The organism is Sphaerospermopsis reniformis (assembly GCF_005402885.1).
GTDB classification, from domain to species: domain Bacteria; phylum Cyanobacteriota; class Cyanobacteriia; order Cyanobacteriales; family Nostocaceae; genus Sphaerospermopsis; species Sphaerospermopsis kisseleviana.
In genome coordinates, this window is the sequence record NZ_BJCE01000079.1 from 1 (window position 1) to 21,826 (window position 21,826).

16 protein-coding genes and 1 pseudogene are annotated in these 21,826 nt (G+C 38.6%); 3 read left to right on the forward strand and 14 right to left on the reverse strand.

Annotation, left to right across the window (positions count from 1 at the left end):
• Positions 1-252: 252 nt before the first annotated feature.
• The 4 genes and pseudogenes from FFR48_RS12990 to FFR48_RS29455 form a co-directional block, all read right to left on the reverse strand.
• Positions 253-1,023: a COP23 domain-containing protein gene (locus tag FFR48_RS12990; protein ID WP_096569857.1), complete on the reverse strand. Its 771-nt coding sequence runs from the start codon at positions 1,021-1,023 to the stop codon at positions 253-255.
• A gap of 122 nt (positions 1,024-1,145) precedes the next feature.
• The gene (locus FFR48_RS12995; protein ID WP_096569859.1) at positions 1,146-1,529 is read right to left on the reverse strand and encodes a DUF4346 domain-containing protein; all 384 of its coding nucleotides are present in this window, start codon (positions 1,527-1,529) and stop codon (positions 1,146-1,148) included.
• A 75-nt stretch (positions 1,530-1,604) separates the two neighbouring features.
• On the reverse strand, positions 1,605-2,786 hold the full coding sequence (locus tag FFR48_RS13000; RefSeq protein ID WP_137667649.1) for a GNAT family N-acetyltransferase: 1,182 nt from the start codon (positions 2,784-2,786) through the stop codon (positions 1,605-1,607).
• A 219-nt stretch (positions 2,787-3,005) separates the two neighbouring features.
• Positions 3,006-3,236 (reverse strand): annotated as a pseudogene (locus FFR48_RS29455) (dihydrofolate reductase family protein); the annotation flags it as partial.
• A 282-nt stretch (positions 3,237-3,518) separates the two neighbouring features.
• Between FFR48_RS29455 and FFR48_RS13005 the strand changes: the two are divergent.
• Together FFR48_RS13005 and FFR48_RS13010 are read left to right on the forward strand one after the other, a co-directional pair.
• On the forward strand, positions 3,519-5,450 hold the full coding sequence (locus FFR48_RS13005) for a sensor histidine kinase (protein WP_137667650.1): 1,932 nt from the start codon (positions 3,519-3,521) through the stop codon (positions 5,448-5,450).
• Between the two features lie 661 nt (positions 5,451-6,111).
• The gene (locus FFR48_RS13010; RefSeq protein ID WP_137667651.1) at positions 6,112-8,940 is read left to right on the forward strand and encodes a substrate-binding domain-containing protein; all 2,829 of its coding nucleotides are present in this window, start codon (positions 6,112-6,114) and stop codon (positions 8,938-8,940) included.
• Between the two features lie 68 nt (positions 8,941-9,008).
• Here FFR48_RS13010 and FFR48_RS13015 read toward each other — a convergent pair whose 3' ends face one another.
• Complete coding sequence (locus tag FFR48_RS13015; protein ID WP_096569867.1) at positions 9,009-9,644, reverse strand: nucleotidyltransferase family protein; 636 nt, start codon at positions 9,642-9,644, stop codon at positions 9,009-9,011.
• Positions 9,645-9,687: 43 nt separating this feature from the next.
• A complete protein-coding gene (locus FFR48_RS13020) occupies positions 9,688-10,842 on the reverse strand; it encodes an XdhC family protein (RefSeq protein ID WP_137667652.1) in 1,155 nt (384 codons plus the stop codon).
• 475 nt (positions 10,843-11,317) lie between these two features.
• Between FFR48_RS13020 and FFR48_RS13025 the strand changes: the two genes are divergently transcribed.
• Positions 11,318-12,772, forward strand: a complete 1,455-nt coding sequence (locus FFR48_RS13025) for an FAD-dependent oxidoreductase (RefSeq protein WP_137667653.1) — start codon at positions 11,318-11,320, stop codon at positions 12,770-12,772.
• Here the strand turns inward: FFR48_RS13025 and FFR48_RS13030 are convergent.
• The 8 genes from FFR48_RS13030 to FFR48_RS30080 all read right to left on the reverse strand — a co-directional run bounded on the left by FFR48_RS13030 (position 12,769) and on the right by FFR48_RS30080 (position 21,696).
• Positions 12,769-13,251, reverse strand: a complete 483-nt coding sequence (locus FFR48_RS13030; protein WP_137667654.1) for a DUF29 domain-containing protein — start codon at positions 13,249-13,251, stop codon at positions 12,769-12,771. The genes FFR48_RS13025 and FFR48_RS13030 overlap by 4 nt on opposite strands.
• A gap of 334 nt (positions 13,252-13,585) precedes the next feature.
• A complete protein-coding gene (locus FFR48_RS13035; protein ID WP_137667655.1) occupies positions 13,586-15,382 on the reverse strand; it encodes a bifunctional serine/threonine-protein kinase/formylglycine-generating enzyme family protein in 1,797 nt (598 codons plus the stop codon).
• A gap of 453 nt (positions 15,383-15,835) precedes the next feature.
• Positions 15,836-17,965, reverse strand: coding sequence for a xanthine dehydrogenase family protein molybdopterin-binding subunit (locus FFR48_RS13040; protein ID WP_137667656.1), 2,130 nt, complete (start codon positions 17,963-17,965; stop codon positions 15,836-15,838).
• A 2-nt stretch (positions 17,966-17,967) separates the two neighbouring features.
• The gene (locus tag FFR48_RS13045) at positions 17,968-18,960 is read right to left on the reverse strand and encodes an FAD binding domain-containing protein (RefSeq protein ID WP_137667657.1); all 993 of its coding nucleotides are present in this window, start codon (positions 18,958-18,960) and stop codon (positions 17,968-17,970) included.
• Positions 18,957-19,676, reverse strand: coding sequence for a 2Fe-2S iron-sulfur cluster-binding protein (locus tag FFR48_RS13050; RefSeq protein ID WP_137667658.1), 720 nt, complete (start codon positions 19,674-19,676; stop codon positions 18,957-18,959). The genes FFR48_RS13045 and FFR48_RS13050 overlap by 4 nt, the downstream gene beginning before the upstream one ends.
• Positions 19,677-19,776: 100 nt before the next feature.
• Entirely contained in the window at positions 19,777-20,541 is a 765-nt protein-coding gene (gene map, locus FFR48_RS13055; protein WP_137667659.1) for a type I methionyl aminopeptidase, read from the reverse strand.
• Positions 20,542-20,545: 4 nt separating this feature from the next.
• Positions 20,546-21,547: a Gfo/Idh/MocA family protein gene (locus FFR48_RS13060; protein WP_137667660.1), complete on the reverse strand. Its 1,002-nt coding sequence runs from the start codon at positions 21,545-21,547 to the stop codon at positions 20,546-20,548.
• A 14-nt stretch (positions 21,548-21,561) separates the two neighbouring features.
• On the reverse strand, positions 21,562-21,696 hold the full coding sequence (locus FFR48_RS30080; protein WP_268932434.1) for a hypothetical protein: 135 nt from the start codon (positions 21,694-21,696) through the stop codon (positions 21,562-21,564).
• Positions 21,697-21,826: the final 130 nt, after the last annotated feature.

Genomic DNA, 21,826 nt, shown 5'->3' on the forward strand with positions numbered 1-21,826 from the left:
CTCTTGAAATCCCAAAAAATGCACACTTTTTCCGGTATACCCTTCAAAACCCTTGCACTAATTTCTGTGTTTATCAGCCTCTAACCTTTGATATATCAAGGTTTTAGGTTTATTCAGCAAACCCTATATAGCGTTTCCCAGTCTCATGAGGTACACCCTAATTTATTTACTGTTCCCAATTCCCAATTCCCAATTCCCTAAGATCAAAAACTCTGTACCTCACTAGCTTGGTAAATGCTATAATGATATTGATCAACGGAATAAACGAGGATTTAAGATGGTCTGTTTTTGTGGTTGAGATGGACTACCAATTGATACTCCATTTCGTAATTGTGTAGCTGTACCACCATCTTCAGGAGCTAAAAAAGGTTTTAAATTAATGCCATTGTTTGAAGAATTAACAGTATTTTTATCTCCTAAAAGTCTACGTCCTAAATTGTACAGTTCGTTGACTCCTCCTGGATGACGATTAGTGTAGGTGTTAACGGCTATAGTTTGCTGTCCGTTGTCTGCGGTAGTTAAGTTGCTGAAGATACTACTGCGGATAGCGTAGGGGTCTTTATTTCGTGGTACTGTCAGAACAATGCGACAACCGGGGTTAGCTTCGGTGGTGACACAAATAATATTTTCGTTATTTTCTCTGGCTATTTGCAGTTCTTGTAGTCCATCTGGACGGTATAATTCTAAGCGTTGGGCGATCGCCTGACAACGATTTTGCGGATTCCAACCACCTCCTAATGCTTGAGGTGCAGCCCAAGCAAAAAATTGACCGGGTTGGCTTTGGGGTTGATACATTACCGTATATCTACCATTGTAAGATTGACAGCTAAATCTGGTGCTAGTATTAACGGGGGTGGAAGTGGGTATATTGGTGGATGAACCTGATGGTACTGTTGTTGTTGAGCCTGATGGTACAGTGGGAACAACAATACTATCAGTTTGAGCGAAGGCCACGGAGTTACCGATCAATAAGGATAAACTCAAACCACTGAAAAATAAATACCGCAGCGGTTGTGATGACATAACTTTACCTCTACAAATACTGATATTTTCCTTGACGCAGAATTTGATATTTAGTTCATCTGAGGGCTTAATTTTTTGATCAGTGATCAGAATAACTGATCACTGATAACTAATAACTGTCCTTAATCTTGCACGTATTCCTGACCTGTCACTAAAGCAACTTCAGCGCGAACAAATTCCCTTCCCAAATAAGCAGCATGGTCAAAGAAAGTCACAGGACAGGGTTGAGTTTCTTCAAAAATTTTCACACACAATTCTTTGGCAGTGCGGCCGCTAAATACGGTTGTGTGAGTTCTTTCTACCTTACCCCGTGCCGGAATCACCTTACCAGTTTCTGGATCTACAGCCAAACCACGTTCATCAATTATATTTGTAAAATGTTTGGCATAAATTAACCGTTCATTGCGGTCAATGTAAATAATGAAATAGCCACTGGGATCAAGATCAATATGACGTTGGGAAAGCTTATCATCAATTGCGGTTAAATCATCAAGTATTAAATCCATAGTCATGCTAAAAAAAGAAATTATTTCCAGAGTTTTTTACATTACAATTCCAGTGTAATTCTTTAACCAGATTTTTTAACGATTATTTTGACTAAAAGGTAACTCTGCATTGATCGCCTTCATTTCCTCCTCTTCCATTTGATTCACTTCTAGAATATAAGGACGTAAGATTTGTCCTAAACGATTATTGTAAAATCGGTGTAGACTGTGATTAGGTTTAGCTGGAAAACCGCGCCGTTTCTTATGTCTTCCCCCCGCACCGGGATCAAAAGTTTGGATACCGTGAGCGATCGCCCACTCAATCGGTGCATAATAACAAGCATCAAAATGTAAGCAATCTATTTCTTGAAAACTGCCCCAATAGCGACCATATAGTTTATCATCCTTAAATAAACAAAATGACATCCCCACAGGTTGACGCTGGTTTTCATCATTATAAGCAGCGAAAAATACCACCCGATGACGATAATTATGATATAAACTTTCAAAAAATCCCTTGGTCAGATACTTACTACCCCACCAACCAAACTTATCACAGGTATCCGCATAAAATTCATACATTAACGGAAACAGCGACTTAGGAATTTCTTCACCAGTGACAGCTTGCAGTCGTAAACCAGCCTTTTCTACCGCCTTGCGTTCTCTTTTAATATTCCGCCTTTGATTAGCATTGAATACTTTTAAATAATCATCAAAACCTTGAAAATCAGCATTTTCCCAAATATAGCTATGGTGTAACCAAGCCGTGAAACCTTGTTTTTCCAACACAGGCCGCCATTGGGGATCAACATACAGAAAATGACAGCCAGAAATATTATTTTGGATGCAAAAAGCATCAATTTCGTGTACCATCATTGCCGTAATTTCTGCTTCATTTTCACCAGGAGAAATTAAAAAGCGATAGCCTTCAGCCGGGGTAAATGGCGACATTCCCAACATTTTGGGGTAATACTCTACACCAATACGATAAGCTAAATCAGCCCATTGATGATCAAAAACAAATTCCCCTTGACTATGCCCTTTAAGATAAAGTGGAGCAGCAGCAATTAATGTTCTATCTCGCCATAAAGTCAGGTGATTTGGCAACCAACCAGCGTTAGCTGTAGCACTATGGGAGGTTTCCATATTATTCAACCAATCCCATTCTAAAAACGGAGTTTTTAGTGGCATAGCCAAAGCATCCCAGGCTGTTTGAGGAACTTCGGCAATTTTATGAGTCCAAACTACAGAATAGTTAGATTTGAGTGGTTTTACCATCGTGTGGTTGTGAATATCTATTTTGATTACAGCAGGAGGCAGGAGTTATTTATTTTGGATTTTGGATTTTGGATTGTTTTTGTTAAATCCAATCTAAAATCTAAAATCTAAAATTTTCTTCCCCAATCCCCAGTCACCATTTCCCTGTTCCCTGTTCCCTCTCCTAACTATAAAATGTATTTTGTATAACTTACTTAATCATCCTTATGATCCTTGCTAAAAATTCGCCCCTGCTGTAGTTGTCAGTAACCAGGGTTGAACTGGTTGTGGAAAGAATTTAATATCCGGATTCAGGTTTCCAGAACTTGAAAGCACTATATGAATCGGCTAGAGAGATTTATTTTCTGTTTTTCTCTGTTGCAGCAGTGTTGGATGGGAGACAGTAAGTGTTGTACCGTAGGCACAAAGAGTACCCGCACCAAATAAAACGGCATCTGAGGTTGAGTTTTGGAGCGTGGTGGAAAAACTTAACCGTCCTTGAGGCAATTGATAATCAAATTTTTATCACCTTATTGAAAAAATTGGGTTTAAAACCGAACTTTGTCCCGCTACGCTCATGCCTTTTCAGGCGAAAAATTGTTGCAGCGGGGTATAAATTCCCATGACAAAAACCGCCTCCTGACTTCTGCCTTCTGTTCCATGCCTCCTATCTTCGTTCAAAAATGTCTCATTTATCCCATCTAATGACATATTTTTATTCTTGTGGTTTGCAGATACGGAGTGAGACAAGCGATGGCTAAGTACCGTCAATCCTCTTTTAGACGAATTTTAGTAACCAGGATATTGCTGGTATTTGTCCCAGTTTTATTAATTGGGGAAATGGCAGCACTCAATAAGGCACGTTCTAGCCTCTTGAACACTGCACGACAAAACTTAACGGACAGTGCTATTAATAAAGGTGAAAAAATAACTGACGCGATCGCCACATTAAAGACAAATTTACTCAGTGCTAGTCAGACAAAAGTAATTCAGTCAGGTTCAGCTACTCAAGCTGAAAAATTCATCACCAAATTAGCCCAGCAATTACCGAATAAGATTGATTGTATTCAACTCAAACATCTGCAAAAAAACGCTCGCAAAAATCAAATTATTGCTAGTAGCTGTGGTGATCAGACCATTATTGAACAGCCATTGTCATTTACAAATGATGAAATCCAAATTACATTAATTTCCCCACCAAAACCAGGAACAACTGGCAAACGTGAGCCAGAAAATCAATTACAATTGCTTTTATCAGCCCCAGTTTATAACCAACGAGGAAATTTAGCTTACGCCTTAATTATCAAAACTACATTGCACCGACAAATTGAAAATAAGCAAGGTTCTTTAATCGGTTCTTTGGTAGTCATTGCTGAAGATGGGAATATTTTGGCACATCCATTACCGGAAACAATAGGAACTAATATTAAAAAATACTCAGATTCTCAACAAATACAAAGTGTAATTAAAAATGCCATTAAGGGAAATAATGATTCCCTAAATTTTAATTTTAGCGACGGTAATGAATCAGTTGCAGGGTATACAGCAATTCCTAATCCCATTACACAACAGCAACAACAAAAATGGATTATTTTAGCTGTCGTTAGTGTTCAAGATGCACTGCTAGGTTTAGATGAAATCAAACTTATTCTTATTGTCTTAACAGTTGGTTTAATAGGTGCGAGTTTGTTAGCATCTTTCTATTTAGTACCTTATTTAGCAGGTCCTGTGGAAGAACTCAGAGACTACGCTTTAAATATTCATAGTCACCATGCCGTACAACCCATACCCCGTAACTTTAAAATCAAGGAATTTAATCAACTTGCTCAAGCATTAGATCAAATGGTAGAACGACTCAAAGCATGGGCGGAAGAATTAGAAATAGCTTGGAAAGAAGCCAAATCAGCTAATGTTGTTAAAAGTCAGTTTTTAGCCACAACTTCCCATGAATTGCGGAATCCATTGAATATTATTATTAACTGTGTGCGTTTAGTGAGAGATGGTTTATGTGATGATCGAGAAGAAGAATTAGAATTTCTCAAGCGTGCCGATGATACAGCTATTCATTTATTAGGTATTATTAATGATTTACTCGATATTTCTAAAATTGAAGCTGGCAAACTATCGGTAGTAATTGCTCCTTTAGAATTGCGTCAATTATTATTAGAAGTTATTAATTTACAATCAGTGAATATCCAACAAAAGGAACTGCAATTAAAATGTGATATAGGTAATGAAATCATTCCTGTTAAGGCAGATGAGGTTAAACTCAAACAAGTGCTAATTAATATTATTGGTAATGCGACAAAATTCACCGATAAAGGTAGCATTATTATCAGTACCAAGATTCAGCAGCAAGGTGGTAAATCTCATGTTATTGTTGCGGTTCAAGATACAGGTATAGGTATTGATCCAGACCAACAAAATAAATTATTTCGTCCCTTTGTCATGGTGGATGGAACAACTACACGCAAGTTTGAAGGTACTGGACTAGGATTAGCAATTTCCCGCAACTTAATCGAACTGATGGGGGGAAAAATTACCCTTGAGAGTTTGGGTTTGCACCAGGGTACAACTGTGAAAATTATCTTACCTTTGATTGACACATCTTTATTATCTGCCTCAGAGAAAACAGAGGAGAAAAAAGAAACTACGAAAATGGACAAATTTCTGCAAACAAAATAAATCTAGGAAAGCATATAGTAGCAAGTTAACGAAGGCAAGAGGCTGGAGTAAAACCCTGCTGCGCTAACAATAGATGTCCTAAGATGTCCTAACTAGGGTTTGCTGAAAAAGTCTTGTCGTGGAGACAGGGAACAGGGAACAGTTTCAAGAGTTGGATAGGAACGATTTTTTCTTTAAGTAGGGCTTGCTGAATAAACCCAAAATACTCGTAAATCAAAGGTTTGAGGCTGATCAGGAGGAAAGAAAGTGCAAGATTTTTGAAGGGTATACCTTAAAAACTGTGCATTTTGGGTCTGATAAATTAGAAAATCTGGGGATAACAGATAGCTAAAACTATTCCCTATTCCCTGCCTCAACGAAGGGACTTTTTCAGCAAACCCTAACTACTCTGTATACAGCTATAGTAGGGGTTTAGCATTGCTAAACCCCTTTCCATGAAAGCCTGAGTGATTTTGGATTTAAGCTGTGATGGGCAATATTTCCCAAAATCAACAATAATAAAAAATACTGTTATATCAACCCAGTCACACAGCAGTATAGAATTTTTTAGGTAACTGAAGTTACTGGGGATAAGGATGTATAATTAACCCGTCTCCTCTACAAAAACAGTATTTTGATAGCTGGACTGCTTGATTATTTATTTTACCTTGATAAAGTGTGTATGTGGAAACAAGAGAAAAACGATAGTATAGTCCTTCATCTTGCCTTATCACTAGCCTTAGCTACCACCCCACTGGCAGCAAATGTTTTGGTATCATTGCCTGTACTAGCAGAATCAACAACTGATGTTTCTACTTTCCCATTACCGCAAACAGTAGAAAATGCAACCAGGGTGCGGATTGATGGCTCAATGAGTTTGGTAATGATCAACCAAAGCCTGAAAGATAGTTTTGAGAAACAGTTTTCTGGCACAGAGGTAGAAATTAGAGTTAATGGTACTGATGCGGCACTCAAAGCGTTGCTAGATGGTGAAATTGATATAGCAGCGATCGCTCGTGGACTAACCCCAGCAGAAAAAGCCCAAGGTTTAGAACAAATTAGCTTATACAGAGAAAAAATTGCCATTATTGTTGGTGCAAACAATCCTTTCCAAGGTGGTTTGACTATTGAACAATTGGCCAAGATTTTTCGGGGTGAAATTACTGATTGGTCAGAACTTGGAGGCGCACCTGGTAAAATTCGCTTGATTGATCGCCCCCTAAATGGCGATATTCGTAATTCTTTTCGCAATTATCCAGTCTTTAAATCTGCTGAATTTGGGACTGGTGCTAACGCTATACAAATAGCTGAAGATAAAACTGCCCTGATTGTCAAAGAATTAGGCACTGATGGTATTAGTTATGCGAGAGATAATCAGGTATCAAAATTACCAGATGTGCGAACTCTCAAAATCCAGGGATTTACAGCCAATGAATCTAAATATCCCTTTTCCCAGCCTTTGGTTTATGTTTACAAGCAAAATCCTAGCCCGGCAGTAGCTAGTTTTTTGGGTTTTACTACCGCATCTGTAGGAAAGAAAGCGATCGCAACAGCTAGAGATGCAGAAGCATCTGCGATCGCTGCCAGTGCATTACAAAGTTTTACTTTAGAAACTGCAACCAATTCCACACCAGCGGCTCAATCTGTAGATACTGTAGATACTGTAGATACTACTGTATCCTTTGAAAATCCCAATGTAGTCAATTCTTTACGAACAGAATCTTTACCTACTACAAATAATTCCAGTAATCAGCAGTTTGTCAATCCTTTGGCAAATAGAAATGCAGAATTTTTGATTGTCTTTTCTTTATTGCCCATTGTTGGTTTAGGAGGCTTTGTTGCCTGGTGGTTAAAGAGAAAACAACAATCAGCAGAGAAAAAAATATCTTTATTAGAAACATCAAATGGTGGTGCATCAATTACCGAAACCATACTCACAATACCTGACGAATACAGCACTACTTCCCCTGTTAACCACACCACGCGCACTAACGGTACATCACAATCTCATCAAAACACAAACTCAATCATCTCCAAGCCAGAAAACAATTCCACTGTCACTGAATCAAAAACCTTAACTGGTACTTTAAACATAGTAACGGCAAAATCCACAAACACAAGAACAAAGGTAACAAACCATTTTACAGATAAAACAATTGCTCTAGATTCTGGCGAAGTGGTATGGGATACAGAAGCACCAGTAGCTGTTGTGAATACTCCCTATCCAGCAGTTACAAATATTCCAGCAGTATCATTTAATAATTTAGAATTTTCAACAGATGAGTTAAGCAGTTCTCTATTAGAATTACTAGAAGAACCAGCCGCATCATCTGCTAAAGAAGCCAGCGTTTCTCTGACAGAAGCACTTGGTATTACCGCAAATTCACCTGTGGAAAATTCCACCATTTCCCTATCACAATTATTAGATGATATCACAGAATCATCTGCTAAAGAAGCCAGCGTTTCCCTGACAGAAGCACTCAGTGTTACCGCAAATTCAGAGGATACTGATTCTCACACTTCCCTATGGGAATTACTCAGTGTTACCGCAAATTCAGAGGATGCTGATTCTCACACTTCCCTATGGGAATTGTTGCCTGTTTCGACAACAAATTCTGATCCAGAATCTAGAACTTCTCTAACTTCTCTATCAGAATTATTAGGCTTAAAACCAGAAGCAGAAGGTTCAGATTTAGGTCCAATAACAGATGAAATCAAAAAATCACTATCTGATTTATCAAATGAGTTAGAAGAAGTATTTAATACCTTTGAAAATCAAGCTGAAATCAAGGCTGATTTAGCCGCAGAAACTATTAATCATCAAGTCTGGGAAATAGAGGCAGATACAGAAAACATAGCTAGTGCTGATAATCTTCTCGAAGATTACTTATCCGATTCAAAGGCGCAAACTCACACCACAGAAATTGTTAGTTGGTCAGATATAAGTGGAGACAGTAGCATTGTTTTCACACCTCGCACTCCCCAATGGGCTTATGTTTCTTGGTATGTTGCGGAAACTCAGAAACAAGCAGCACAAAAAATAGGCGGTACTATTTTGGCAGTGCGACTTTATGATGCGACTGATATTGATCTCAGTTATCAATTTCCTCAACTGGTCCAGCAGTATGAATGTGAGGAAGTAATTTGTGATTGTTATGTAGCTATTCCCACAAGCAATCGTGACTATATGACTGAAATTGGTTATGTTACCAATAATAATGATTGGTTGTGTATAGCTCGTTCTGGTAAAATTCGTATTTTCAGTCGTCCTGGTAAAGACTTTTGGTTTGTAGCAGATACGGAATTAGTTATTCATGGTTCAACAGAACCAGGTGCAACTGTGACTATTGATGGTCATAAAATTAAACTCCACTCTGATGGTACTTTCCATTTGCGTGTTCCATTTTCAGATAAATTATTTAATTATCTGATGAAAGCTACTACTGATGATGGAGAGCAAAGTATTACTATCCTCAAGAAATTTTTCCAAGAAAGTTCAGAGTCATCCTGAACCCAGGATAGCGGAGTGAAGCATTTCAGTATGTCTTACTGACTGCTGAATGCTGACCATTTCCCAATTCAATTTTCCAGAAGTTTTTGATAATCTTGTGGTGTATCAATATCAATTGCACCTAAAGGAAAGCGAATACTAAAAACATCATTTTTATAGATTTTAATGAGTTTTCTTGCGCCCATATCCTGCGTTAAATTGGCTAATTCTGAAAAGTATTTTCTACTAAATAAAACAGGTACTCCTAATGTATCTGCATATTCACAAGCAATAATTTGTTGATTTGTAGAATGATATGATTCTACTAAATTATTAATGATTTCCGCATTTAAAAAAGGTTGATCGCAAACAGTAATTACTACCGCTTCTATGGTAGGATAATTGTCTACAAGTGCAGTCATTCCCCAACAAATAGAAGCACTCATTCCTAACTGCCAATCTGGATTTTCAACTATTATAAGATTCGGTAGTTGAATTTGCTCCAGTTGAGAAAGTATACTTTCTGAATTTGCTCCTAATACTAACATTACAGGATGACAGACTGAAGCGATCGCCTGTTTTATAGTTTTGTTAACTAAACTTTCTCCTTGATAGGATAACAATTGTTTTGGTGAACCCATACGAGTTGATGCACCAGCAGCTAAAATAATAATACCAACGTTTGGTAATTGGTAATTGGTAATTGGTAATTGGTAATTGCTCATATTTATTTATAACTTCTAATTTCTATATTTTCTCAAATCTGAATTAATTATTAATCTCTATTTCCTTAATTTCATTTCTTTGATTTATTGGTTTTGTCCGATGTTTCAAAAAACCACCAGTGCGATTTTTAAGTATAGTTTGAATTTCCGCAATAATAGATAAAGCTATAGTTTCTGGTGTATCTGCACCAATATCTAAACCTACAGGAGCATAAAATTTAGCTAATTTTTCAGGGTTAAATTCTCCCATCGCTTCCTGTACATCTGTCAGTAATTTAGCAATTCTCTGTTTTGAACCCAAACAACCTAAATATTTAATATTAACTGGTATTAAAAGTTTGAGAATTGCCAAATCATCAAAATAATTATGAGTCATTACCACAGCAAGAGAATTTGCATTCACAGATAATTGTTGAGGTAAAATATCTCGACGAGTAAGAATAATTTCATCAGCCATAATAAAACGTTCTTTACTTAATTCTAAAGCACGACAATCAAAAATTGTCACTTTCCAACCTAACGCTTTAGCAAACTCCGCTAATGGAATCGCATCACGGCCAGCACCAAAAATCATTAAATTTGGTGGTGGTTGAATCAACTCAATAAAAACACTTACCTCACCTGAATAAAGTTGATATTTATGAAAACTAGAGGATTGATTTTTTAATACTAATGCTGCATCTTTGATTAAAGCATTATTGATCACAGGTTCAGAAATATTACTATTTACAAAACCATCAGAATTAAGTGTTAAATGCGCCCCCAAAGAAACATTAATATTACCAGAAACACTAAAAACAGAAGCAATAACACCTGGTTGTTGATGAGATAAACATTGATGAATAAAAGCTAAAGGATTCAAAGGATCATCGTGATAAATACGCTCAATCAAAATATCTACCACACCATTACAACCTAAACCAAAACCCCAAATAATATCTTCCTCAGCATTGGTATCATAAGTAATGATCTTTGCTGTTTCATCTGTCGTCATTAAGCGGGTATGTTCAATGACATCATTTTCTAAACAACCTCCGCTAATAGTTCCCATTATTTTACCTGATGATGTAATCAACATTCGCGCACCCGGTTGACGATAGGTAGAACCTTGAACATTGACAACAGTTGCCAGAAATAATTCTTCGTTATTATGTTGATTGTCTACAAATGATGTAATAATAGAATTTATCTCTTTCATATTGTTGGAGAATCCTGTGATGTTAACAAATATCATGAATATAAATTTAATATTTAGTATAACAGTTTAGTGCTAATTACTGAAGATTAAATAGGGTTTGCTGAATAAACCTAAAACCTTGATATATCAAAGGTTAGAGGCTGATAAACACAGAAATTAGTGCAAGGGTTTTGAAGGGTATACCGGAAAAAGTGTGCATTTTTGGGGATTTCAAGAGATGGCAAAGAAATTTTCAAATCTCCTCCTGACTCCTGACTCCTGACTCCTGACTCCTATGCCATCACGGAAAGACTTTCTCAGCAACCCCTAAATACAATAGACTTCTCCAGAAAAGAAATTATGGAACTTATTTATGGGGGCAGGGCGAAGCTTATGGGATATCTAGAGATGTCTGATTTTTCTGTCAAATTATCACCCATAAGCTTCGCCCCTACAACATATTACAAATTACTAAATTCTATTTTGGAGAGGTCTAATGAATAATTCTCACAAACAAAACGTTATTATTATCGGTGGTGGTCCTGGGGGATTAGGTGCAGCGTTAATGTTAGCTAAACGAGGCTGGAAAAATATTACAGTCATTGAAAAACGACCATCAGCAGATTATTATGAACCCGATAAATCATTTAGTTATCAAATTGATGGAAGAGGACAAAAACTAACAGATTTTTTAGGAATAACTGATAAACTTGCGGATTTAAGTGTTCCTAATACTGAATTTTACTTAACTGTCATTCAAAAAGACGGAATACGTAAAACCACAAAACTACCTATTGCTGATTCTAAACGCAAAACAGCTTATTGGCTACCTAGAGCAGCTTTTGTAGAATTACTTTACCAAGAAATTCAGCAAAATTGGCAAGATAAAATTCAAGTTTTATTTAAAACTGAATGTGTAGAAATTAAACCCCATTCGCAAAATTCAGAACAGTTAGAAGTTATTACCAAATCTCAAAATCAAGAACCAGTATCTTTTGTTCCTAATTTAATCTTAGGTTGTGATGGTTTAAATTCCATTGTCAGAAAAACATTGTCTGAAATATCAGGAGAATCAAATTTATTTGAAATGCAAAAATTTCCTTCTCCTAGTGCTGGGTTAAAATACAAAGTTTTGACCTTACCTCCTCAATTTCCCTTATCAGAAACAGAGGGGGATTTATCACAATCTACAATGGCTTATGCGATTCGGTCAAGTTTTAAAGAACCTAAAAAAGCAATTTCTTTAGGTTTATTACCTTTCAAAAATCCCCAACAACCCAGAACAGCGAATATTATTACCTACCCAAACCATCAAATTTGGCAATTATCAACACCAGTAGAAGTTGAGGAATTTTTTAAACAAGCATTTCCCCAACTTCCTGTAGAAAAAATCATCTCTTCTGAAGAAATTGCCAGATTTACATTTAGTGAAGGTGGTAAATTTCCTGTTCCTCAATATTGTTCAGGACTATATCAAATTTTTGGCAAACCCGAAGATAACCAAGGAACAGCAGTAATTTTATTAGGGGATGCGGTGCATTGTTTCCCCCCTGATATTGGACAAGGTGTTAATTCTGCATTGGAAGATATTTATATTTTCCAGGAAATTTTACAAGAAACTCAAGATAATCTTACTGCTGCACTTCCACGTTATCAAAACTTACGTGAACTGGATATTAAAGCTTTAATTCGTTTAGTACAAATTGGTTATCCTTGGCAGTATAATCAGGATCAAGTACAAAAAAGATTATGGAGTATTAATTTCTTTTTGCGGTTACTTTTAAATCGGTTATTTCCGTTTTTATTTTCTCCTCATTGCTTTTTATTGATTCAAAATCATGAGTTATCGTATTGGGAAATATTGCATAAAAGCAATAGAAATACTCGGAATTTATCAATTTTAGCAGGAGTGATAATATTGGGTATTTTGATGATGATAAATTATAGTTAATTCTCGTTTTTGTCTGAATCAGGAAAATAATCACTATTTAAAATTTCTTCAGGAGTAAAAGGACATTGTTCAGGAAAAGTTGCACTTGGTAAACCTGTTTTATTAATTGCTTGTCTTTTCGCTTTGAGATAAACAGCATCTAAACAACCCAAAAAATAATTATATAGTGTTTTTGAACGACAAGAAAATTCTAACTCATCTCGGAAATTAGCAATTTCATTTTTCCAACCGCGCTGACAAAATTCTCGTTCAGTTTCCCAATAACAATACAGCAGAAGATGAATTAATAACTGCTTCAGGTAACTTTCTACTTTTCGTCTTTGTTCAATTCCCAATGCTTCAATCTCTTCTGCTAAATGTTGCCAATCTAAATTTTCAATATCTTGATTTTGTATTTGTTTGAGAGTGGTTTCTATCCACAAATAATAATCTTCTTCATACAGGTTAGGTTGAATAGTTAATAATGTCTTGTTTGTCATACCTGAACCCTAAAGCAATATACAGTAATTTTAACATTTTCTGTCTGAATCTCCAGATCCCCGACTTCTACCAATATTTTCTCATCAAATCATAAATTTACTACAGAAGTCGGGGATCTAAACCCTTGACAAAAATCATAACTTCTATTATCCTTATGTTATGGGTGGAAAAGAGTGCGCCCATATATAACGTATTTTCAAATTCTCAGATTCTCAAAACACAACTTCCACAAAAAACACACATCTATTTTTCTGAAAAAAATTGATCGCCGAAGGCGATAGAAAAGGGAAAAGGAAAGAAGGGTAGAGGGCAAAAGGGCAAAAGTATAAAGTGCTACCAAGTCCACGCAGCACCACACACAACACGAAAACCGATGTAGTAGTAGTCGAAGCCCGCATCATAATAGTTGCGACGCGCCGAACGGCAATAAACAGGAGAGTAGCACCAAGAACCACCGCGCAGCAGCTTGTGTTCGCCTAGATTAATCAATGCACTACCATCTATAGGCGCATTTATATAATTTTCCTGCCAGTCATCTTCACACCACTCCCAGACATTACCGTGCATATCATACAAACCAAAAGCATTAGGGGGAAAAGAACCTACATCAGTGGTTTGTTCTCGATATTTACCTTTCGGTGCATCAGCGTAGGTATGGTTACCATGATAGTTTACCAAATCTGGGGTAATACTTGCACCAAAATAAAAAGGTGTAGTTGTTCCCGCCCTACAAGCATACTCCCATTGTGCTTCACTGGGCAACTTATAGTTTTTACCTGTTTTTTGGCTTAACTTTTGGCAAAATGTAACCGCATCATTCCAACTTACTGTTTCAACAGGTCGGTGTTTGGTGAGCGTGGTTGGTGAGCGAAGTCGAACCAAAGTCGAACCATTACTACCTTTGAAGTAAGATGGATTCTTTCCCATGATAGCTTGATATTGTGCTTGGGTCAAGGGATATTTACCGATAAAGAAACCGGGAACAGTCACTTGATGTTGAGGACTTTCATGATCGTATATTCCCGCTTCATTTTCCGGTGAACCCATGATAAATGTTCCTGCGGGTATTTCCACCATTTCCAACATCACCCCATTTCCCAAGTCTTCTACAAAATATCTTGCGGAGTGGTTGCGTCGTTGTATTATTTCTCCTTTGCGGTTGGTGGTGACAACTTCAAAGGTGAAGGTTTTGAGAAAATTATTATTTTGTTGTTGTTTTGGTTGTTGTTTTGGTGTTTCTGTTTGAATACCTAAATCAATAAACCATTCTTTGATAGACTGGGGACGTTTTCTATAGTCCAACTCCATCCCCTTGAGAATAGCATCACTTACCTGATCACTAATGTGAGGATGAGATTTTTTTGGTGGTTCAATAGCCATTTTCAAATCTAGCATAATCTTCGCATTGAGATAAGGACTAGGTAGAGGGATGAAAGGTGGTTCTTGAACCGCGATAATTACATATAATGTTGCAGCGAGGGAATAAATATCTAATGCAGGAGTGAAGTTACTGCGGTTTTCAAACTGTTCTGGTGGTGCAAAAACGGGAGTTTTCGCATTTGTTAAACTCATGCTTTCTGCAAAGTTGACTTCCCGCGCTAACCCGAAATCAATTAATATGGCTTTTTTGTCTGATTCTCGGAGTAAAATGTTGGCAGGTTTAATATCTCGATGTAAATAATTGCGACCATGAATATAATCTAGTGCAGATCCTATTTGTTGGATAATTGCTAAACCCGCACTTTCACTAAAAACACCATTTGACCATAAATATTGTTCTAAGTTTTTACCTTTAATATATTCCATTACCATACAAGGTAAACCATTTTCTTCAAATAGTTCTGGATAAACCTTGACGATGTGGGGATGATCAAAAGTCGCTAACTTTATCGCTTCGGTATTAAACTTACCTCGTTCCTCTGCTAAAAATTCTGCAAAACCTTCTGAGTTTCCACGTTTGTCTCGATAACGTTGTTGTAAAAACAAGACATTGAGACTTTTGATAGCGACTTGGGTTTTACGTTTATCATCTTTTGCAAGATAGGTGACACCAAACCCACCTTGTCCCAGGATTTCAATGATCTCATATTGTCCGCGTTTGATTTTTTGTCCTGGGGTGAAAAATGCCATCTTCCCCTCACCTGGTGATGCTATGAGTTTTTACTATATATAGTGTAGCTTTTTTTGTCTGAATCAGGATGTCCAGGATTAAAGGATTTTCAGGATGTTATTTAATGATGGTTTTTGGGAATTTGGGATTTTTTTTTGTCAGAATCAGGATTTTCAGGATTAAAGGATGTAGAGGATGCGATCGCCAAATTCCCAGACTCACAGAAAAACTCTCTCAAACTCTCTTACCTTCGTGTTCTTCGTGTTCTTCGTGGTTCATTCTCTTGAAAAATCAAACTTGAGTTTTTCCCAACCCGTTATATATGGGCGCACTCTTTTCCACCCATAACATAATCCTACAACACCATAAAAATCTTGTCAAGACTCAACGACAACTTTCTGAAAAACTCCCTTCCTCCTCCTCTGCGACTCTGCGCCTCTGCGTGAGAAAAAATATTTCCCACACAAACAGCACTAAACCAACTTATCCGGTGTAATTGGTAACTCCCTTAACCGCTTACCCGTAGCATGAAAAACAGCATTAGTAATAGCCGCCGCCACACCAGTAATACCAATTTCCCCCACACCGCGCACCCCAGCCCGGTTAAAATTCAAATCAGGTTCACCCACAAAAGTCACATCAATTCTGGGAATATCTGCATGGGTGGGATAATGATAAGTAGCCAGATCATAAACCACCGGATAACCGATATTCGGATCAAACAAGCACTCCTCCATTAAAGCATGACCAATACCCATGATCACACCTCCACGGATCTGAGAAGCGGCAGTTTTAGCATTCATCACCTGTCCGATATTCATCACCGACACCCAGCGCGTCACCTGTAAACGCCCGATCTCCTCATCCACACTCACCTCACAAAAATGAGCGCCCCAAGACTGAAAAGCCCATTTATTAGCCGCTTCACTACCAGCAGAAGTACCCGTAGCTTCAAAAGCAGCCCGTTGAGACTGACGCAGACTTGCAAACGCTTCCTGGGCATTTTTAGCTTGGGCAGTTTTCAGCACTTCCTCACAAGCTGTCATCACCGCCGGTATCAAATTTGCCGTCATTTGCGAACCACCAGCAATACCACCATTAGGAAACAACGAGTCACCTAATTCTACCTTAACTTTTTCCACCGGTAGCCCCAAAAACTCAGCCGCCGTACCCGCCACAATGGTATATGCACCAGTACCCATATCATTACCACTGGTGAGAACATGGGCAGTACCATCAGCTAAAAGCCTGACTTTTACCGTTGCTGTACTTTGTAAACCCGGAAAAGTTGCAGCAGCCATACCCCAGCCTATCAATTTACCATCACGGTTGAGCGATCGCACTTTTTTCGGTCTATTTTGCCAACCAAACTTTTCTGCACCCACCCGCAAACATTCGGCAAAATGTTTAGCAGAGAAAGGTAAACCCCGACTTTGATGTTCTTTAGTTTCATTCCTTAACCGTAATTCGACCGGATCTATCCCCAACTCCCAAGCTAACTCATCCATAGCCGACTCTAAAGCATACATACCGGGGGTTTCTCCGGGCGCACGCATAAAAGTCGGTGTCCCCACATTTAACACTCCCAATAATTGCTGAGTTCGCAAATTTGGAGTAGCATACATCACAGGAGTGATATTTGTACAAGGTTCAGTAAAAACATCAACCGTAGAAGTAAAAGATTTGGCTGTATGTTCAATGCCCTGTAAACTCCCATCAGCATTAGCAGCTAAACTCACTGTTTGCTCGGTTTGCGAACGGTGTCCAGCATTTGCTGTCATTTGTCGTCTGCTGAGAACCACTTTGAGCGGACGTTGCAATTTACGTGCTGCTGCTGCACAAAGAATACCATGCGGCCAAGGAAAAGCTTTAGAACCAAAACCACCACCCAAAAAAGGCGTAATAATTCTTACCTGCTCTGGTGCTAGTCCGAAAAGTTCTGAATAGGTGCGTTGACTACCCCCTACCCACTGGGTTGGTTCATAAATAGTCAGTGAACTGGAATTTTGCCACTGGGCGATAATGGCATGAGGTTCCATTGGTGCGTGCAGTTCCGTGGAAGTTTTGTAGGTGGCTGTAATTTTAGCTGCTGCACCTGTCATTGCGTCTGTAGAATTACTAGTAGCAAAGCTCCCTTTTTCCAATTTCATCTCTCCCCCAAACATGGAAGGAGCATTTTTCAAGGAGACTTTTTCCGGGTCTAAACTCGGTGTATCTTTGATATATTCAACTTTGACTAAATGGGCTGCGTCTCTAGCTCTTTCAAAGGTATCCGCTACTACCAAACCTATTATTTGTCCTGCGTAATGAATTTGCTCATCTGCTAAGGGTAGGCGAGCTTCGTAAATTTTAGAATTGATAAAATTGTTACTAGGTTTAGAAATTTGCGGGGCGTTTTTATGGGTAAAAACCGCTATCACACCCTTTGCTTTTGCTGCTGCTTGGATATCAATATTTTTGATCCGTCCTTTGGCAATACTAGCAGTGACTAAATAACCATGCACTAAGTTGGGTATTTGATGTTCTGCGGCGTAGGTTGCAGCACCTGTCACCTTTGCTAGTCCATCTTTGCGGTTAATGCCTGTTCCTATAACCTTATTCATAACTACACTATACCTCCACCTTGAGCCGAAACCATGAGAGCGCGACGAATTGCCCGTTTTGTCATGTCTATTTTGTAACCGTTGTGAGCTAAAGGTTTTGCTCCTTGTAAGGCTATATTTGCAGCTTGGGTAAATGTGGTAATATCCGCAGGTTTACCGATTAAAAACTTTTCTGCTTCGTTAGCACGCCAAGGTTTATGTGCGACTCCACCCATTGCTAAACGGACATCTTTTATTTTGTCAACCGCAACTTCTAAAGCTGCTGCCACTGATATTAAAGCAAAAGAGTAGGAAGTGCGATCGCGCAGTTTTAAATAAACTCCTGATTTCGCCCAGGATAAAGGCGGTAAAATAATGGCGGTGATTAATTCCCCCGCTTCTAAATTACTATCTTTTTGGGGTGTGTTTTCTGGTAAACGATGAAAATTCACAAAAGGTATTTGTCGTTTACCTTTGGGTCCTTCCACTTCCACCACCGCATCTAAAGCGGCCAAAGCTACACACATATCTGAAGGATGCACAGCTACACATTCTTCACTTGCACCGAGAATAGCGTGCATCCGGTTTATCCCCGTTGCTGCTGGACAACCGCTTCCCGGTTCACGTTTATTACAAGCAAAAGCAGTATCGTAATAGTAAGGACAGCGAGTTCTTTGTAAAAGATTACCCCCCACAGTAGCCACGTTGCGGATTTGTTGCGATGCACCAGAAAGAATTGCTCTGGATAAAAAAGGATAATTGCGGCGAATTTCCGGATGATCAGCTAATGCTGTATTTGTTACCAAAGCTCCCACCCGCCAACCATTAGTCATCCTTTCTATACTTTGCATCTGCAAGCGAGAAATGTCTATCAGTTGGGATGGTTCATCTAGAAAGGCTTTGAGGCGATCAACTACATTTGTTCCCCCACCAATAAACAGGGAATTTTTATCACTTGTTGCTCGTTGAACGGCATCTTTTACAGAGGTAGCGCGAGTATAGGTAAAGTTATTCATGATGCTTGCACCTCCTGAGATTCACTGACCATAATATGGGCGTTGGGAGAGGGGGGTTTTTGTCCTGTTACCTGTTGTACTGCGGCGACAATGCCGTTGTAAGCACTACACCGACAAAGATTACCACTTAATCTTTCTTTGATTTCCGCTTCTGAAAGTTCTGCTAATTGCGGTGGTTTGTTTAAATCAGCCGTAACAGCACTTCCACAACCGCGTTTTACTTCTTCCACAAGAGCCACAGAGGCGCAAATTTGTCCTGGGGTGCAGTAACCACATTGAAAACCGTCATTTTCAATAAAAGCTGTTTGCATGGGATGGAGAGTATCACCCTTTCCTAGTCCTTCTATGGTGACTATTTCCTTTCCTTCCTGCATCACTGCCAAAGACAAACAAGAATAAACTCGTTGTCCATCTATAAGAACTGTACAAGCTCCACACTGTCCATGATCACAGCCTTTTTTACTACCTACCAATCCCATATTTTCCCGGAGAGCATCCAGGAGGGTAACACGGGGTTCAATGGTTAAAGATTCTGCCTTTCCATTGATTTTGAGTGTGATATTCATTTCACCTGTGCTTGCTTGGGTAGTCTCTTTAGCTACATTAGTCTGGTTGAGTATTGCAGGTGCAGCTATGACTGTACCAGCTGTTGTTAATGCCTTGCCCAAAAAACCACGACGGGAGGTTTTTCCAGGTTGATGCTGAGGTTTTTCCATGATTATAACGGTATGCAGTTGAATGAGATACAAAACTGTTCATGAAATTCATACACTACGAGATTTTTAACTCTGTTCCCTGTTCCCTGTTCCCTGTTCCCTATTCTGGTAGAGTCAGTATTTCTACTCCATCTTCTGTCACAGCAATGGTATGCTCAAACTGTGCTGAAAATTTGCGATCGCGTGTTACCGCAGTCCAACCATCAGCTAACATTTCCATTTCCTGAGTACCTTCATTGATCATCGGTTCAATGGTAAACACCATTCCCGGTCTTAACCGTTTACCTTTACCCCTTGTGCCAAAATGGGGGATATCCGGTGCTGTGTGGAAAATATTACTGATACCATGTCCCACAAACTCCCGCACTACGGAAAAACCTTCAGCTTCAGCATACTCTTGAATAGCCGCACCAATATCACCTATTTTCGCCCCTGGTTTTACTTCCGCAATACCCAAATAAAGACATTTTTCTGTTACTTCTACCAATTTCTGCGCTTTGGGTCTAGTATTACCAACGATAAATGTCTTAGATGTATCGCCATGATAACCATCAACGATAGGTGTCACATCAATATTAATAATGTCCCCTTCTTTGAGAATTTGTCTAGCATGGGGAATACCATGACAAATAACTTCATTTACACTGGTACAAATTGACTTAGGAAAACCTTTATAACCTAGAGGTGCGCTTTTAGCTCCCTGTGCTTGTGTCCATCTTTCTGCTTCATCATTGAGTTGCTGGGTACTTACCCCTGGTTTAACCATCGGTTCTAGATGCTGTAACAGTTTTGCTGCTAAACGTCCAGCCCGACGCATTTTTTCTATTTCTCTTTGGGATAAAACAACAATTTGTTCAGTTCTCATCTATCTAGTCTTTTGTTAGAAATATAGTTAAACCTGTTTGGGCGGCTTTACGAGTAGCATCTGCCACTTTTAAAGTATACAAACTTTGTTCTGGGGTGACATACAAAGGCTTACCATAAAAAAGATGGTCTAATGCCATTGTCGTATCTTTAGCAAATAATCCCCGACGAGTACCCATATCTATCAATGTTGTTTTTTCTGGCTGTACGAAAATTCCTGTGTTACCATCGAGGATTAAACCGCCTTTTTCACCGTGAATTTCAAACTTGCGTTCTGACTGCCAGATGGTTTCACCTTTACCATAAATCACTTGCGCTAACAAACCATTACTAAAGCACAACTGCGCTACACAGATACAGCTTTGATAATAGTTGGTTTCTGTTTCCCAATATCGCTGATGACAGTTAACAGAGAACACCTCACCAAACAAGTCAGTTAGACGATGTAAGCGAGATAACGCCCCCATTAAAGGAAACCCAAATTGTTCATGGTTATAAGTCCACTTGCGGGGTGCAGGGTTTTCAGGTTTAACGGTACTTTGACGAACATAAAACAAAGAACCCACCTGCTCTAAATGTTGTTTTAAAGCTTGATGCCAACCGCCTAAAAGTTCAATGTGTTCAACGTGCAGCAGTTTATTTTTTGCTTTTGCTAAGGCGATCAGTGCTTCTGCTTCCTTGACATCCAGAGACAGAGGATACTCGACAATTACGTGTTTGCCTTTTGTCAGGGCAGCTTGAGTTATTTTACCATGATCCTGATTAATCGAGGAGATGACCACTAAATCTAAATCTTCCCTGTTGACTAACTCTTGCCAAGAATTTATCACCTCTGTTTGATATTCCTGAGCCAAAGCTGCTGTTTTTTCAAGAGTATGGCCAGCGATCGCTACTAACTGTGTCCGAGGATCTTGCTTTAATGCCTCAGCCCTCAATTTTGCTGCATACCCAGTCCCAACTAAACCCACTCGCATGATTTTATTTAAAGGTGGCTCAAAATTATACATAAATTTTCATCTATTTAATTAATCATTAACATTGGTAATTGGTAATTGGTAATTGGTAATTGGTAAAAATAAAATTGATTACCCAGTCCCCAGTCCCCAGTCCCCAGTCCCCAGTCTCCCGTCATCATTCCTAAGCTCTCAGACACCATCTCCACCTCCCTCTTCGACAATTCCACCTACCTACATCTCAATCTTACTCAGCAAATAATCGTCATATTTATTTGTGCTACATTTTATTCTTATTGTTTGCCACTTGTACATATTATGACAAAGTTGCGT